We start from the raw sequence: 15,051 nt of genomic DNA, 5'->3' as shown, positions 1-15,051 counted from the left end.
CTCCGCTTGTGGGAGCAGGTGGCCGCGAAGCGGCCGGATGAAGGGGGTTCCAGCTTGGCACCAACAGCGCTCCGGCCAGCACCCCTCAACCGTCTTGGCGCTGCGCGCCAATCCACCTTCTCCCACAAGGGGAGAAGGAAGAAGAGGCGCGGGCAAAACCCCTCAGAACTCTATGCCTTGCTGCGCCTTCACGCCGGCGGAAAAGTGATGCTTGGTCACGCCCATCTCGGTGACCAGATCGGCCGCCTCGACCAGCGCCGGCTTGGCGTTGCGGCCGGTGACGACGACGTGCAGACCCTCGCGGCGCCCTTTCAGCGCCGCCACCACCTTGTCCAGATCGAGATAGTCGTAGCGCAGCGCGATGTTCAGCTCGTCGAGCACCAGAAGGCTGATCGACGGATCGGCCATCAGCTCGAGCACCTTGGCCCAGGCAGCTTCGGCGGCAGCGATGTCGCGCTTCAGATCCTGAGTCTCCCAGGTAAAACCCTCGCCCATCGTGTGCCAAACGACCCGATCGCCGAAAACGGCAAAGGCGTCCTTCTCGCCGGTGTGCCATCTGCCCTTGATGAACTGGACGACGCCGACGCGCTTGCCGTAGCCGAGCATCCTCAGCGCCAGCCCGAAGGCAGCGGTGGTCTTGCCCTTGCCGGGGCCGGTGTTGACGATCAGCAGCCCCTTCTCGACGGTCTTTGCCGCGACCTCGGCGTCCTGCACCGCCTTGCGCTTGGCCATCTTGGCGCGGTGGCGTTCTTCGTCCTTGGGTTCGATAGTATCAGCCATGTCATTTCACCTTCAGCGGCAGTCCCGCCACCATCATCAGCACCGTATCGGCTATCGTCGCGACCTGCTGGTTGAGCCGGCCGGCGGCATCGCGAAACCGACGGGCGAGCGCATTGTCCGGCACGATGCCCTGGCCGACCTCGTTGGAGACCACGAGCCATGGCCCGCGCGGTCGCGACAACACATCGGCCAGCCCCCGGCATTCAGCCTCAATGTCATGTTCGGCCAGCATATGGTTGGTCAGCCACAGCGTCAGGCAGTCGATCAGGACAGGCCGGCCGTCAGGCAGGGCCTCGATCGCGCCGACGAGATCGAGCGGCGCATCGATGGTCGTCCAGCCCTCGCCGCGCCGCGATCGGTGCAGCGCGATGCGCTCGCGCATCTCGTCGTCATAGGCTTGCGCCGTGGCGATGTATGTCCACGGCGCCGGACAGGCCGTCACCAATCTTTCGGCATGCGCGCTCTTTCCGGAGCGCGCACCGCCGATGACCAGCGTCAGCGTCCCGCCGGAAGCAACGCGATCAGGCAAAGCTGTCGCGCAGGCTCGTCGCCGTGCCGGTCAAGCGGCCACGCACCACGCCGACGACGGCGCCGAGCACCAGCCAGAACACCAGATTGGTCAGCGTCACCGCCACCACGAACTGGTGATGCAGACCTTCCGGGATCGGCGACTCGAAATTGTCGGGCTGCGGCGCGCCGACGATATGCGGCGCCACGATCAATGCCACGGCAAGCAGCGCCAGCGGCAGCGACTTGCGGAAGGCAAGCAGGCCGAGACCGGCCGCTGTCGCCACCACTGTCGCCATCCACCAGATCTGGCGCTGGGCGAGATCGGCGGCCGGCATCGCCGGCAGTTCGGGCGGCAGGCCAAGGTTCGGAGCCAGCGTGAACACGGCAAAGCCAGCGAGCCCCCAGAACAGGCCCTGACGCCAATTGCCGATGCCGCCGGCAAACTCCGAAGCGGCGACCAGGATCAGAGCAAAGCCGATGCCGGTAACGACATTGGCAGCGATATTGAAGACGAAACGCTCGAAGCCATCGGCCGGCGCCCAGCCTTCGTCTTCCGGAGCGGCAGCTTCAGCCGGTGCGGCGCTGCTCATAGCAGTCGTGCTCATTGCGTTTTCGGCAGGTGCTATCGGCGCCGCGGCATGGTCATGCGCGTGGCCGCCGCCGGCCTGCTCGTAGACTTCCGCCTTCAGGATGAGCGGCACGGTGGCATAGGCCTGCATGCAGGCGAGGACGACGCCGGCCACAAGCCCTGCGATCGCCGCGATGAACACGACGTTGCGAAACAATGTCATGATGTCAGCCCCTCGTCAGTGGCAGGGAAACGCCATCGAATGGCGATAGTCGTGAGCGGCATTGTGGACCGCATCGATATGCGAGAAGCCGACAAAGCCCATGACGAAAATGCCGAGAAATGCAGCAAGCGCCAGCTGCAAGAAGCGCGACTGCGAGGAGACGGAAGCGCCGAGCGAGACGGAAGCGGTATTCATGTCTTGTCCTTTCGCCCTCCACCCGAGGGCATAGAAGTCAGTTCTCCTGTCGCCGGCAGGTCTCCTGGCTCGCGGATCAGCGCCCTTCCCCACCTTCCCGAAGAAACTCTTCAGTGGCATATGGAGAGGACTACCGCACACAGTTGCGGGGGCAGCCACGGCATTGGGCAAATTTTGCCCTCACCGCATTCCCTCTTGGTTCCAAAGGAACCGACGACGGCTGCGACTATAGGCAGAATCGTAACGCCCGGCAAACCAAATTCCGCCAGCTACCAGCGCGAATGCGCCGTCTTGGCAGGCCAGCCAGCCGGCGCCGTGATTGACAATTTTCGCGGCCGGGTGTCGGCTGGAGCATCACAGGAAGCCGGTCATGCAACCCAGCCCGAGCGAGCACGATCCCTATAACGGTTTGACGCGACTTGAACCGACGCTGCCGTCGTCGGCGTACTGGGACATCGACGCCCATCAGCGCGATCTCGACGCCATCTGGTATCGAAGCTGGCTGCTCGTCTGCCGCGAGGCCGACCTTGCCCAGCCGCTGGCGTTCAGGACATTCCGTGTCGGCACGCAGGAGATCGTCGTGCTGCGCGACGAGACCGGCGAGCTGCGCGCCTTCCATAACACCTGCCGGCATCGCGGCTCGCAGCTCTGCCAGGCGAGCGAAGGACGGCTGAAGGCGCGGCTCATCACCTGTCCCTATCACGCCTGGTCCTATTCGCTGCGTGGCGATCTCGTGCGCGTGCCGTCGAAATCGCTACCTGAAGGCTTCGACAAGGCCGATCATCCGCTCTATCGGGTCGCACTGTCGGTGTGGCGCGGTTTCGTCTTCGTCAATCTCAGGGAAGACGCCGCCGGTTCGGCCGAAACATCCTTCGATCCCGCATCCGGCAATCTCGCCAACTGGCCGCTGGAGACGCTGGTGTCGGGCCATGTGCTGCGCAAGGTGATGGACTGCAACTGGAAGATTTTCTGGGAGAACTTCAACGAGTGCCTGCATTGCCCGGGCGTTCACAAGGACCTGTCTCGGCTGGTGCCGATCTATGGCCGCGGCCTGATGGGGCGGCACGACGACCCGGAATGGGCCCGTTACGCCGACAATGACGCGCCGGAGTTTTCCGGTGGCCTGCGGGCCGGAGCCGAGACCTGGTCGCGCGACGGGCGCGTCCACGGCCCGGCCTTTCCCGAGCTGACGTCCGCCGAGCGTACCGCCGGGCAGACCTATGCCACCAATTTGCCGTCGATGTTCATCGTCGGCCATGTCGATTATGTCCGCACCGTGCGGCTGGTGCCGCTCGGCCCGGAGCAGACCGAACTGACCGCCGAATGGCTTTTTTCGCCCGAAGCGCTCGCCGATCCAACGGCTGATATCGACAACATCGTCGCCTTCGGCAGGCAGGTGCTGGAGGAAGACGCGGATATCTGCGAGGTCAACCAGAAGGGCCTGCGCTCGATGCGCCACGAGGCCGGCGTGCTGATGCCCGAGGAATATGAATTGCATCGCTTCCACAACTGGGTGCGCGAACGCCACAGCGCTTTCACCGACGCCCTGAACATCTGAGAGGTTTGGCCCGCCTTCTTTTGTCCGGGGCAACCGTGATAGTCGTCTTGCAGTGCTGAATCAGATTGCGAGACCATGAGCATCCTTACGCCAGTCGCCCCCGTTCAGGATCAATCGAAGACGAAGCGCATTATCGCCATCGACGTCGCACGCGGCATCGCCTTGCTTGCCATGGCGAGCTACCATTTCACCTGGGATCTCGAATTCTTCGGCTACACCGATCCCGGCCTGACCGCCTTCGGCTGGTGGAAGTTCTACGCGCGCTGCATCGCTTCGACCTTCCTGTTTCTGGTTGGCGTCAGCCTGTTCCTCGCCCATGGCAAACAGATCCGCTGGAACGGCTTCTGGAAACGCTTCGCCATGGTCGCCGGGGCGGCGCTCGCCATATCGGCCGCCACAAGGTTTGCCACGCCCGACAGCTTCATCTTCTTCGGCATCCTGCACGAGATCGCGCTGGCCAGCCTGCTCGGCCTGGCGTTTCTGCGGCTGCCGGCGCTGCTGACGCTTGTCGTCGCGGCTTTCGTCATCACCGCTCCGCTCTATCTCAGGTCCGGGATCTTCGACCATCCGGCCCTGTGGTGGGTCGGCCTGTCGGCAACCAATCCACGCTCCAACGATTATGTCCCGCTGTTGCCGTGGTTCGGCGCCGTGCTTGCGGGCATCGCGGCGGCAAAGCTCAGCTCCGCCTCCGGCATGCTGACGCGGCTGGCGAGCGTCACGCCTGCCCGCTGGACAAATCCGCTGGTCTTTATCGGCCGGCACAGCCTCGCCTTCTATCTGATCCACCAGCCGGTGCTGATCGGCTCGGTCTGGCTGTTTTCGCAGATCATGCCGGCACCGGTCGAAACCAGGCAGGTGACCTTCCTGAAAGAATGCCAGATGTCGTGCGAGCAATCGCGCGACACGGAGTTCTGCTCCAGCTATTGTGTGTGCATGCTCGATACGCTCGAGGGCGAGGCGACGCTTGATCGGCTCTACAGCAACGACCAGGCTGCAGACTGGAAGGCACATCTCGACGAGCTCGCCGGCGCCTGCACAGCCAAAGCCGACAGCACTTTGATGGAGGGAGGAGCACAATGACCGACCATCAGCCTAAACCGGGGCAGCCTAAACCGGGGTTTATACCGTGGCCGCCACTGATCTATCTCGCAGCCATCGCCGTCAGCATCGCGCTTGGCTTGCTCTATCCGCTTCCATGGATCGGCGGCCTTCTAGGCGACATCCTGTTCGCGGCCGGCTGGGTGGCATTGTTCGGCGTCGTCGCACTCTGGTTCACGGCGATCCGCACCATGATCCGGGCAAAGACGACGCTCCACCCAAACGCCGTGCCGGACCACCTGGTCACATCAGGCCCTTTCGCCGTCAGCCGCAACCCGATTTATCTGGCCAACACGCTGCTGCTGATCGGCGTGGCCCTTGTCTCGGGGATTGTATGGTTCCTGCCGCTGGCGATCATCGCGGCCTTCGCAACGCAGAAGATGGCGATCGAAGGCGAGGAGAAAGTCCTGGCGACGAAATTCGGCAAGAAATACCGGGATTACGCGAAAAAGGTGCGGCGCTGGATTTGAGGCGTGCGGCAAAGGCCACTCAAGTGTTGACGCCGAGCTCCACCAGTCGCTCGACGCAGGATTCCTCAGCCTGGTCGAGCTCGGCCAGGGTCTCTTCGAGGTCCCGGCGCTTCTGGCGCAGATCCTCTCGCTTTTCCTCGATGCGCTTGATCATCAGATTGAGTTGACCGACCTCCCCGGGCGGCTCCTTGTACATCTGGATGATTTCGCGGATTTCGTTGATCGAAAAGCCGAGCCTCTTGCCGCGCATGATCTGGCGGATGAGATGCCGGTCCGACGGGCGAAACAGCCGCGTGCGGCCGCGCCGTACCGGCTGCACCAGCCCCTCGTCCTCATAGAAGCGCAGCGTCCGCGTCGAAACATCGAATTCGCGGGTCAGTTCTGTGATCGAATAATATTCCCGCATCATCACTCCAAATGCCCGGAAAGCGGCGCGATCACCCATCATGCGGCGATGCCCTTCATTCACAAAAGCGGCTCGTCCCGTACCGGAATCGATCGGTTGGCTCTCCGTCAAAACTTCGCACGCAACTTACGTAAAAGTCAATTGAAGTGCCTTATCCGGCTCCGGCGCCCAGATGCAGCCACCAGGTTGCAAGGCTAAGGAAGGCGAGGAAACCGATAACGTCGGTAATCATCGTCGTGAAGATTGATGACGAAATCGCCGGATCGGCGCCGAGCCTGTCGAGGAACAGCGGAATCAGAATGCCGCCGAGTGCCGCGGCCAGCATGTTCACGATCATCGCCGCGGCAATGACGAAACCGAGGTCGGGATTGTGAAACCAGAGGCCGGCGACCAGCCCGAGGATCGCCGCAATGACCATGCCATTCAGCAAGCCGACCACAACCTCGCGGCGAATGACGCGACCGGCATTGTAGATATCGAGGTCACGTGTGGCGAGCGCGCGCACGGTCACTGTCATCGTCTGCGTGCCGGCATTGCCGCCCAGCGAGGCGACAATCGGCATCAGTGCGGCAAGTGCGACCATTTCCTCGATCGTCGCGCCGAACATACTGATCACCGAGGCCGAGATGAAGGCCGTCCCGAGGTTGACCAGCAGCCACGGAACGCGCGAGCGCGAGGTCGAGAAAATGCTGTCCGAGAGTTCTTCGTCGCCGACACCACCCATGCGCAGCAGATCCTCCTCTGCTTCCTGCTGGATGACGTCGACGACATCGTCGATCGTCAGCACGCCGACCAGCCGGTCATTCTCGTCGACGACGGCGGCGGAGAGAAGGTCGTATTGCTCGAATTCGCGCGCCGCCTCTTCCTGATCCATCTTGGCCGGAATGGCGTGCCTGGTCTCATGCATGACCTCTTCGACCTTGACCGAACGCTTGGTGCGCAGGATCTGGTCGAGATCGATGGCGCCGAGCAGCTTGAAGCTCGGATCGATGACGAAGATCTGGCTGAAGCGGTCGGGAAGGTTCTGGTCCTCGCGCATGTAGTCGATGGTCTGGCCGATCGTCCAGAACGGCGGCACCGCGACGAACTCCGTCTGCATGCGGCGGCCGGCGGTCTCTTCGGGATAGGCGAGCGAGCGGCGCAGCCTGATCCGCTCGGTGAACGGCAGTTGCGACAGGATTTCGTCCTGGTCTTCCTTTTCGAGATCCTCGAGGATGTAGACCGCGTCGTCGGAATCGAGGTCCTGCACCCCCTGGGCGATCTGCGCGTTGGGCAGATTGTCGACGATGTCGCGGCGTATCGCCTCGTCGACCTCGGTCAGCGCGGAAAAGTCGAAGTCGGCGCCCAACAATTCGACCAGCGCGCGGCGCTGCTCGGGATGAAGCGCCTCGAGCAGATCGCCGAGTTCCGATTGGTGCAGGTCGTCGACTTCACGCTTCAGCGTCAGCGTGTCGCGATCGGCGATCGCTGCGCCGATCTGGGCAAGGAACGACGACAGAATGGCGCCGTCCTCGCCATAGATGTCGGCGTGGCTGTCTTCAGCGGCCCTGGCGCCGGTCGTCTGTTCGTCCTGGCCTTCCACCAGCGCCTCCCGCCATCAGAATTCCGGAAAAGGTGCCTGTCAGGTCTAGAGCATCGAGCCCAAAAGTGGAAACCGGTTTTGGCAAAATCCGATGCCCAAACACAAAGATAGAGCGGCGGCACGTCTAGACTTGAAAGTCCGCCGCTCTATGACGCAACGCGCGGGAATATCAAACGAAAATGCGCCCTGTCCTGCAGGGAGGCGAAGGCTGATGCGACTTGGATTAGCGGACGGGCGATCGTTTACTCCTGATCGTCCGAAGCAGGAACGGATCGATCATCTGGCATTATCGTTCTCTCGTAGGCGCCAAGATGAAACCACGATTGCGCAACAAAACTTAACATCACTTCACGCATGCGGCCACTTTCATCTGAAATGGTGAGAGCATCGGGGGCTTATCGCCTCGCTATACTGGAGCACGCATGTTCGCCAAAATGGACTCTGGAATATTTGCCGGCCGGGCTTCTCTTGCAGCGATGGCCATCCTGTTTTCAACGCATCCGGGAACAGCACTTGCTGCCGACGCCATTGCCGTGAATTCAGACGATTTCCTCCCGCCGCCCGAACCTTCCCGTTTCGGGCGCATCGAGCAAAAACTGGCCGACTGGCATGTTGTCGTAGGCGGCGGCGCGATCATCGTTCCAAAGTACGAGGGCAGCGACGAGTTCAAGATCATGCCGGTGCCCTTTGTCACAGCGACATTCCGCGACGTGGTAACGATCGATCCGACAGGCGCCGACATTGCAATCTATAAACAAGACCGGTTCGCATTCAGCGCGCGGCTTGGTTATGAAATGGGCCGCGATGAAGACGATGCCGACCGTCTGCGCGGGCTGGGAGACATCGGCATGGGCGCCACCGTCGGCGGGAAGGCCGCCGTGAATTTCGGCCCGGCTGAAATCTTTGCGCAAGTGGACAAGACCATCGGCGGCAGCGATGGCCTAGTGGGTGAGGTCGGGATCGAGGTCAGCCAGCCGCTGTCCCAATCATTGATGATTGGCGCCCGCGCTTCCGCCGTCTTCGCCGACGAAAATCATATGCAGGCCTATTTCGGCGTCACGCCGGAACAATCGGCTCGCTCTGGGCTGGCGCGCTATGATGCCGGCGCCGGGTTGAAGCGCGCCGATTTTTCGGTCTCCGCCACATATATGCTCAACCAGAACTGGATGGTGCGCGGCGAAGCGGGAATCGGCGTTCTCGTGGGTGACGCCGCCGACAGTCCGATCGTCGTCGAAAAGATCCAGCCTTCAGGCATGCTTCTCGTCGGATATCGGTTCTAACCGCCCACACAGGTTACCAGTCCAGGCAATGGCAAACGTCGCACGGCACCAGGGCGATTTGAACGCCGAGTCCAAATCGACAAGGCAAGTTTGGCGCATCCTCATTGTCGAAGACGATGTCGAGATCGCGCGCATGCTGGGCGAGACGCTCACTGAAAACAGCATGATCGTGGAAATAGCCGAGAGCGGCGTCCGGATGGACGCCGCGCTTCGCAACCAGAAGTTCGATCTCATCGTGCTCGATGTCATGCTCCCCGGTGAAAACGGCCTCAGCATCTGCCGCCGTCTTCGCGCGCAAACGAACGTTCCGATCCTGATGCTGACCGCGCTTGGCGAAGAAATCGACCGTATCTTCGGACTGGAGATCGGCGCTGACGACTACGTGACGAAACCGTTCAGCGCGCGCGAGCTGACGGCCAGGATACGGGCGTTGCTGCGCCGGACGGCCTACGCTCCCGAAGAGCGGGATTGGTCGAAGGCGCTTCTCTTCAACGGCTGGCGCCTCGACCCTATCCGTCGGCAATTGCATGATCCGAGCAATGCGCGGGTTTCGACTACGACGCATGAATTCGACCTGCTGCTCGCCTTCTGCCGCAACGCCGGCCGGGTTCTGTCGCGCGAGGAGCTTCTCGGCGTCACTCATGCCGGGCTCGCCGGACCGATCGAGCGAAGCGTCGACGTCCATGTCAGCCGCATCCGCCAGAAGATCGAAAAGGACGCGCGCGATCCGGTGCTTCTCAAAACTGTTCGGCTGGGTGGCTACATCTTCACCGCGACGGTGGAGGAAGCATGAGGAATTTCATCCGTCGCAGCCTGCCGCAGTCAGTGCGTGGGCAACTTGCGGCAATCATTCTCGTCGCGGTATTTGTGATCCTGTCCACCGGATCGGTCATCGAAAGCTTTACCAGGAATATCGACCTGCCGGTCATCGACGACAGCGTCGTGCGAGCCAGCGTGATTGCCGGCCTGTTGCGCAAAGCACCAGCGACAGCTCGTAACGAGATCCTCGCAGCGACGGCTCGTGCGGGCCTGGATTTCAAGATAATTTCGAAGGAAAAGACCGACAGTATTCCATATTCTTATCTGCAATGGCGAAACATCGAATGGCTTCTTGGGGTCGAAGACAGGCCGATTGACGGGCGGTGGCTGACCATCGACGGTCAATCCGCGTTTGTCATCGGCCTGGATCAGCAGACCATCCTGGCTCATTTCGGAGTGCCCGATACCTTACTGACCTCAGACCTCGTCCATTCCTTATTCTACAAGTTTATGGCTTTCATCGCCTTGCCCACCCTGATCTGGCTGTTTGCGGTGTGGGCCGTGACGGATCCATTGAAACGCATCTCGACGGCTGTCGGTTCGGCCGAGATCGAGAATGGCGACGAGCTTTTCGTCGAACGCGGCTCCATCGAAATGGTCGGCCTGGCGCGCGCGCTGAACAGGATGAGAACACGCATCCGGACCATGATCGAAAACCGCACACGCATGTTGCGCAGCGTCAGCCACGATCTGCGCACGCCTTTGACGCGGCTGCGGCTTCGCGCCGAGCGCATGGACGATGGGCTCATCCGAACCGCGATGCTGTCCGATATCCAGCATATTGAAGATCTGGTAGACGAGACCTTGACCTATCTGCGCAACGACGTCTCGACAGAGAAGCTGCAGCGCGCCGACATTGCCAGCGTGCTGCAAACCGTCTGCGCCGAATTTTCGGACGTCGGGTTTCCGGTCTCATATTCCGGGCCGGACCGGCTTCTGGGCTGGTGCAAACCCAATGCATTGGCGCGGGCGATCACCAATCTCTGCGACAACGGCGTCAGGTTCGCCGGCAACGTCACCGTCGCATTGACGCAGACCGATACAGCGGCGCGCATCGCGGTCGTCGATGATGGGCCGGGCATTCCGACACTCGCGCGCGCCCGCGTCTTCGAACCGTTCTTCAAGGAGGACACGTCGCGCGGTGGTACGTCGAAGCATGGCTTCGGTCTGGGTCTGTCGATCGTTGCGGACATCATCCAGGGGCACGGCGGCAAGATCGAATTGCAGGACAACCAGCCAACCGGGCTCGTCGTTACCGTCGATCTGCCGAATGAACCAAATGTCCAGCCGTCATAAGACGGCCCGCCCCGAGAGGACACGGTGTGTTGGACCAGGGCAGCAAAATTGGGTCTCTCAATGTTTGCCGATGGAGGCCGGAATCCCTATATAGTTGAACCTGCGCTCGCTTCGACCGCGGGCGTGCGGAGATCAATCGTAGAGAAGGATACAGATGCCGAACGACAACTCGGATGCGGCGATACCTAGAATTGCTCTTATTTCAACCCATGGCTACGTTGCAGCCAACCCACCACTGGGCGCGGCCGATACCGGCGGACAGGTGGTCTACGTCCTGGAACTGGCCAAAAAGCTGGCCCAATTGGGCTATGCTGTCGATATTTGGACGCGACGATTTGAAGACCAACCTCCTATCGATGAAGTGGCCGACGGGGTTCGTGTTCTGCGTGTCGCCTGTGGCGGACCCGATTTCATTCCCAAGGAATATCTCCACCGCCACCTTCTCGAATGGTGTGAAAACGCGCTGCGCCTAATTCGCAGGGAAAACCTCTCCTACGACTTCATCAACAGTCACTACTGGGATGCGGGTGTGGCGGGGCAACGACTGTCGGAGGCGCTCACTATCCCGCACATCCATACGCCGCATTCTCTCGGCATATGGAAACAGCGCCAGATGAAGACGGACTACCCGGACAAGGCCGATACATTCGAAGCCGAATTCAATTTCACCGAGCGCATAAAGCACGAGACGATCATCTATCGAAGCTGCGCCATGGTGATTGCAACAACGCCGCCGCAGGTGGACATGCTGGTCGAAGACTACAGCCTAGAGCGCGACCGCGTGCACATGATCCCGCCCGGTTACGACGACAACCGGTTCTTCCCCGTCAGCGAGGCGTCTCGCCGGCTGATCCGCCACCGGCTCGGTTTCGAGGGACGAACGATCCTGGCGCTCGGCCGGCTCGCCACCAATAAGGGCTATGACCTGCTGATCGATGCGTTTTCCGTGGTGGCGCCGCGTGTGCCGGATGCGGTCCTGAGGCTCGCCGTCGGCGGCGAGAACATGGACGAGCAGGAACAGAAGATCCTGAACCAGCTCAAGGAACAGGTTGAACAGCTAGGCTTGCAGGATCGTGTCGTCTTCTCCGGCTATGTTGCCGACGAGGATCTGGCCGACACCTATCGTGCGGCGGACATGTTCGTGCTGTCGAGCCGCTACGAGCCGTTCGGCATGACCGCGATCGAGGCAATGGCCTGCGGAACGCCCACCGTGGTTACGATCCATGGCGGCCTCTATCGCGGGATCAGCTATGGCCGGCACGCGCTCTTCGGTGATCCGTTCGACAAGGAAGACCTCGGCATCACGATCGTCAAACCTATGAAGCACCCGCGCCTCTACGGCCGACTGGGTCGCATGGGTGCGCACAAGGCGCGCAGTCTGTTCACCTGGACAGGTATCGCGCAACAGCTGGTCAGCCTTGTCGAGGGACGTCCGGTGTTGAAGGCGGTCGACGACCATGATTGGGACGAACCGTGGAACGACGGCGATTGAGACCGATCGCGCTTCTATCGAGTGATCTCGACGGGACGCTCGCAGGCGATCCGCCAGCGACGTCACGCTTTCGGTCCAAATGGGAAGCGCTCGACCCCGAGCACCGCCCGATTCTCGTCTACAATAGCGGTCGTCTGGCCGACGACATTTTGAATTTCGTCGACGAAGTCGGCCTGCCAGCGCCGGACTACGTGATCGGGGGTGTCGGCACGATGCTCGCCGGCCCGCGGCACACCTCGCGCCCCGCACACTTTACTGATTTGGGGCACTTTACCCAGAGGTTTTCGGAAGGCTGGTCGCTTGAAAAGGTCGATGCGGTGCTCGGATCGCTCAAAGACACCATCCGGCAACCCGACGGTTATCAACACGCCTTCAAATCGAGCTGGTACCTGCACGACGCAAGTCCGGACGCCCTTGCCAGCATCGAGCGCGCGCTGGAGGATGCCGGCCTGTCCGTGACGATGATCTATTCGAGCGGACGCGATCTCGATATCCTGCCGCGTTCAGCAGACAAGGGGCAGGCGCTGGCCTGGCTCTGCAATGAACTCGACATCGGCCTTGATGAGGTGGTCGTCGCCGGCGATACCAACAACGATCGCAGTATGTTCGACCTGCCGGGTGCGCGCGGGATTGTCGTCGCCAATGCCCTACCCGAACTGCTTGACATGGCTCAGGACAACCCGCTGATTTACAGCGCGAAGGAACAGTTCGCCCTTGGTGTCGTCGAAGGCCTCGTTCATTGGTCGGTGTTTGAGAATGCCCAATCCTGAGCTGGAAATCCAATCCTGAACTGGAAATAGGATCTCCTCGTCAGGGTTTGAGCGCCCATACCGTCGCGTGTAGAACGGCACCCGCTTCGGCGATGAGACGTGCGGATTGTATCGGCTCAAAACCGCTGATCCGTTTCGTGCCAGCCCAACGACCGCGATCGGCGAACACCTCGATCGATCCGTAGTCGAGGAATATCCGCAGCCGTTTTGGGCGGGCTCCCTTGGCGATATAGTGAGGAGATTCCGCCGCGTCGTCTCCATGACAAATGGCAAGTCCCTCGTCGTCGACGACAACGTCGAGGCGGACAGTTGGATGCTCGAGCTTCAGGTGGAAATGGACCCCCGGTTTTTCCAACTCGAACAGGATTTCGACGGCGCCGTTGATAAAGCTTACCTGCTCTCCGGCCGCAAGGCGTGTTCGGTCCAGAATATGGCTCCGCAGGCTCTCGGCAGCTCCGATGGGCGGGGTATGCAACTCGCCTGCAGACAGATGGATATTGCGAGGCAGCGTCATGGCGGTGGGGAAATCGATCGCCGGTCCGGTGTCGGCCCAGTTGGCAAGCCAGCCTATACCGACAATGGCATCACCGTCGACGAAGGCCTGGAAGGCGTAGTTATCCGTCCCGAAGTCCAGTTCCTGTTCGAATTCCTTGGCAAAAGTCTGTCCATCGAACCAGCCTACAATGGCCATTGTCAGGTTCTTGCGCCGGGTGGACTGGTCCTCACTGTTCATCAACCCGAGAATTAGAACCCAGCGCGTCGCGGGATCGGTCGCAGGCCCGTCGAGCGGCAGCAGACAGGGACATTCGATCGCCGTCGTCCGATAGTGTTTCTCGACCAGAAGCTTGCCGATATACGTCCAGCCGCTGGCCGCCGTATGGTCATGGGTTTCGTAGAGCAGGACAACGCCGCCTTCGCTGCTCTGGCTGCCCAGCAGCATTTTCCAAAGGCCATCCGGCCCCCTGAACACGTATGGGTCGCGAAAATCCGCTGTCAGTCCCTCGTCAAGCGGGCGGTATGGCAGGATGACGTCCGCATTTCCCGCCATGATGAGGTCGCTGGAAGTGGCAGTGAGTTGGATCTGCTGTTCTGGGATGCGGTCCTGTACCTGCTCGGTAAAAAAGACGCGAATGCCCGGGCCATCGGCAAGCGGGACGGCCGAGCCGGAATACGCACCGCCCCGTCTGTCGGGCCGTGCGGTAAGATCTTCCGATGGGAACAGGAAGATAGGCATGTGGCGCCATCGCAAATAATCCGAAGATACGGCGTGCCCCCAATGCATCGTGTTCCACCGAAGACCATGGGAATAGTGCTGATAAAAGAGATGTGGGCGACCTCCAAATCGGCCAAAGCCGTTGGGATCGTTCATCCAGCCGAACGGCGGACGAAAATGATAGCTGTCAGGGATGTTCGGCGGCGCATTTCCCGGATTGGTGTGGATAACTGTAATACCTGTCTCCAGCACGTCGGCCAACGCGAACCAATAGGCAACCGACACCGAGGTTTGATCCGTGTCGTAATCCAGTTCGACGCTGCCACCGCCGAAGACGTGAAAAATCCTGAATTCATACTCTTCGGCGTTCGTAACGCTTACCTCGCCGAACTTGCCACGGACATTGGAAAAAGACAGCGAGCCCGGAACGTCCGGCTTGGTCGCCTTGAGCCAGATATGGAACGTGGCGTTGACTGGCAGGTCGGCATGCAGGCTTCGAATGGTGTCCCCTCCCGCAATCCTTACCTGGACCTGGCTGTCACTCATGAAGATGGCTCCGTTCCGTGTGGCGTTCCCGGACAGATAGAGTATCAAACCCGGTTTTCGACCTGGAAATGCGTTGCAGAAGGTTAAAGCTGGATCCTCACTTTAGCAAAGTCGTCCCCGGATCGATGGTCTTCGACGTCCATCCGCCGCACGGATCGGCGCCAGCATCGGTCTCAGCCTCCTTTGGCGAGGCACGGGAATATCAAAAAAATGCGTGCTAAAAACCACGTTCTACGAAATCTTCG

Annotated in this window: 15 protein-coding genes and 1 riboswitch; of the genes, 8 read left to right on the top strand and 7 right to left on the bottom strand. The window is 61.1% G+C overall.

Features of this window, described 5'->3' with window-relative positions; genetic code table 11:
• Window positions 1–162: 162 nt before the first annotated feature.
• From cobO to EOC93_RS13385, 4 genes are read right to left on the bottom strand one after another with little or no spacing between them, the layout of a single operon-like run.
• Entirely contained in the window at window positions 163–780 is a 618-nt protein-coding gene (cobO, locus tag EOC93_RS13400) for a cob(I)yrinic acid a,c-diamide adenosyltransferase (RefSeq protein ID WP_127204839.1), read from the bottom strand.
• Window position 781: 1 nt separating this feature from the next.
• A complete protein-coding gene (gene cobU / locus EOC93_RS13395; protein WP_095483471.1) occupies window positions 782–1,309 on the bottom strand; it encodes a bifunctional adenosylcobinamide kinase/adenosylcobinamide-phosphate guanylyltransferase in 528 nt (175 codons plus the stop codon).
• Entirely contained in the window at window positions 1,302–2,081 is a 780-nt protein-coding gene (locus EOC93_RS13390; protein ID WP_095483470.1) for a CbtA family protein, read from the bottom strand. Before EOC93_RS13390 ends, cobU begins: the two co-directional genes overlap by 8 nt.
• 15 nt (window positions 2,082–2,096) lie before the next feature.
• Complete coding sequence (locus EOC93_RS13385; protein ID WP_095483469.1) at window positions 2,097–2,276, bottom strand: CbtB domain-containing protein; 180 nt, start codon at window positions 2,274–2,276, stop codon at window positions 2,097–2,099.
• A 36-nt stretch (window positions 2,277–2,312) separates the two neighbouring features.
• A riboswitch (cobalamin riboswitch) is annotated at window positions 2,313–2,506 on the bottom strand.
• Between the two features lie 140 nt (window positions 2,507–2,646).
• Here EOC93_RS13385 and EOC93_RS13380 point away from each other — a divergent pair.
• The 3 genes from EOC93_RS13380 to EOC93_RS13370 all read left to right on the top strand — a co-directional run bounded on the left by EOC93_RS13380 (window position 2,647) and on the right by EOC93_RS13370 (window position 5,402).
• Entirely contained in the window at window positions 2,647–3,834 is a 1,188-nt protein-coding gene (locus EOC93_RS13380) for an aromatic ring-hydroxylating dioxygenase subunit alpha (RefSeq protein ID WP_127204838.1), read from the top strand.
• Window positions 3,835–3,909: 75 nt separating this feature from the next.
• The gene (locus tag EOC93_RS13375) at window positions 3,910–4,914 is read left to right on the top strand and encodes a DUF1624 domain-containing protein (protein ID WP_127204837.1); all 1,005 of its coding nucleotides are present in this window, start codon (window positions 3,910–3,912) and stop codon (window positions 4,912–4,914) included.
• On the top strand, window positions 4,911–5,402 hold the full coding sequence (locus EOC93_RS13370) for an isoprenylcysteine carboxylmethyltransferase family protein (protein WP_095483466.1): 492 nt from the start codon (window positions 4,911–4,913) through the stop codon (window positions 5,400–5,402). Before EOC93_RS13375 ends, EOC93_RS13370 begins: the two co-directional genes overlap by 4 nt.
• 19 nt (window positions 5,403–5,421) lie before the next feature.
• On the opposite strand, the gene EOC93_RS13365 is transcribed toward EOC93_RS13370, so the two are convergent.
• Window positions 5,422–5,808: a MerR family DNA-binding transcriptional regulator gene (locus EOC93_RS13365; protein ID WP_023685221.1), complete on the bottom strand. Its 387-nt coding sequence runs from the start codon at window positions 5,806–5,808 to the stop codon at window positions 5,422–5,424.
• 151 nt (window positions 5,809–5,959) lie between these two features.
• The gene (mgtE, locus tag EOC93_RS13360) at window positions 5,960–7,390 is read right to left on the bottom strand and encodes a magnesium transporter (RefSeq protein WP_126106078.1); all 1,431 of its coding nucleotides are present in this window, start codon (window positions 7,388–7,390) and stop codon (window positions 5,960–5,962) included.
• A gap of 422 nt (window positions 7,391–7,812) precedes the next feature.
• On the opposite strand from mgtE, the gene EOC93_RS13355 reads away from it, so the two are divergent.
• The 5 genes from EOC93_RS13355 (at window position 7,813) to EOC93_RS13335 (ending at window position 13,047) form a co-directional block, all read left to right on the top strand.
• Window positions 7,813–8,670 carry a MipA/OmpV family protein gene (locus EOC93_RS13355; RefSeq protein ID WP_126106077.1) on the top strand — a complete coding sequence of 286 codons (858 nt, stop codon included), beginning with the start codon at window positions 7,813–7,815 and terminating at the stop codon, window positions 8,668–8,670.
• Between the two features lie 28 nt (window positions 8,671–8,698).
• On the top strand, window positions 8,699–9,463 hold the full coding sequence (locus EOC93_RS13350) for a response regulator transcription factor (protein ID WP_164547177.1): 765 nt from the start codon (window positions 8,699–8,701) through the stop codon (window positions 9,461–9,463).
• Window positions 9,460–10,785 (top strand): ATP-binding protein, encoded by a 1,326-nt coding sequence (locus EOC93_RS13345; RefSeq protein ID WP_126106076.1) that lies wholly within the window; start codon window positions 9,460–9,462, stop codon window positions 10,783–10,785. The genes EOC93_RS13350 and EOC93_RS13345 overlap by 4 nt, the downstream gene beginning before the upstream one ends.
• Window positions 10,786–10,939: 154 nt before the next feature.
• Window positions 10,940–12,277: a glycosyltransferase family 1 protein gene (locus EOC93_RS13340; protein WP_126106075.1), complete on the top strand. Its 1,338-nt coding sequence runs from the start codon at window positions 10,940–10,942 to the stop codon at window positions 12,275–12,277.
• The gene (locus tag EOC93_RS13335; RefSeq protein ID WP_126106074.1) at window positions 12,274–13,047 is read left to right on the top strand and encodes an HAD-IIB family hydrolase; all 774 of its coding nucleotides are present in this window, start codon (window positions 12,274–12,276) and stop codon (window positions 13,045–13,047) included. The genes EOC93_RS13340 and EOC93_RS13335 overlap by 4 nt, the downstream gene beginning before the upstream one ends.
• 40 nt (window positions 13,048–13,087) lie before the next feature.
• Here EOC93_RS13335 and EOC93_RS13330 read toward each other — a convergent pair whose 3' ends face one another.
• A complete protein-coding gene (locus tag EOC93_RS13330; RefSeq protein WP_126106073.1) occupies window positions 13,088–14,806 on the bottom strand; it encodes a GH32 C-terminal domain-containing protein in 1,719 nt (572 codons plus the stop codon).
• Window positions 14,807–15,051 lie beyond the last annotated feature (245 nt).

The sequence above is a fragment of the Mesorhizobium sp. M6A.T.Ce.TU.002.03.1.1 genome, from assembly GCF_003997275.1.
Taxonomy (GTDB): domain Bacteria; phylum Pseudomonadota; class Alphaproteobacteria; order Rhizobiales; family Rhizobiaceae; genus Mesorhizobium; species Mesorhizobium mediterraneum.
Note: the sequence above shows the minus strand (reverse complement) of the source record. Positions and strands in the feature narration are given on the sequence as shown.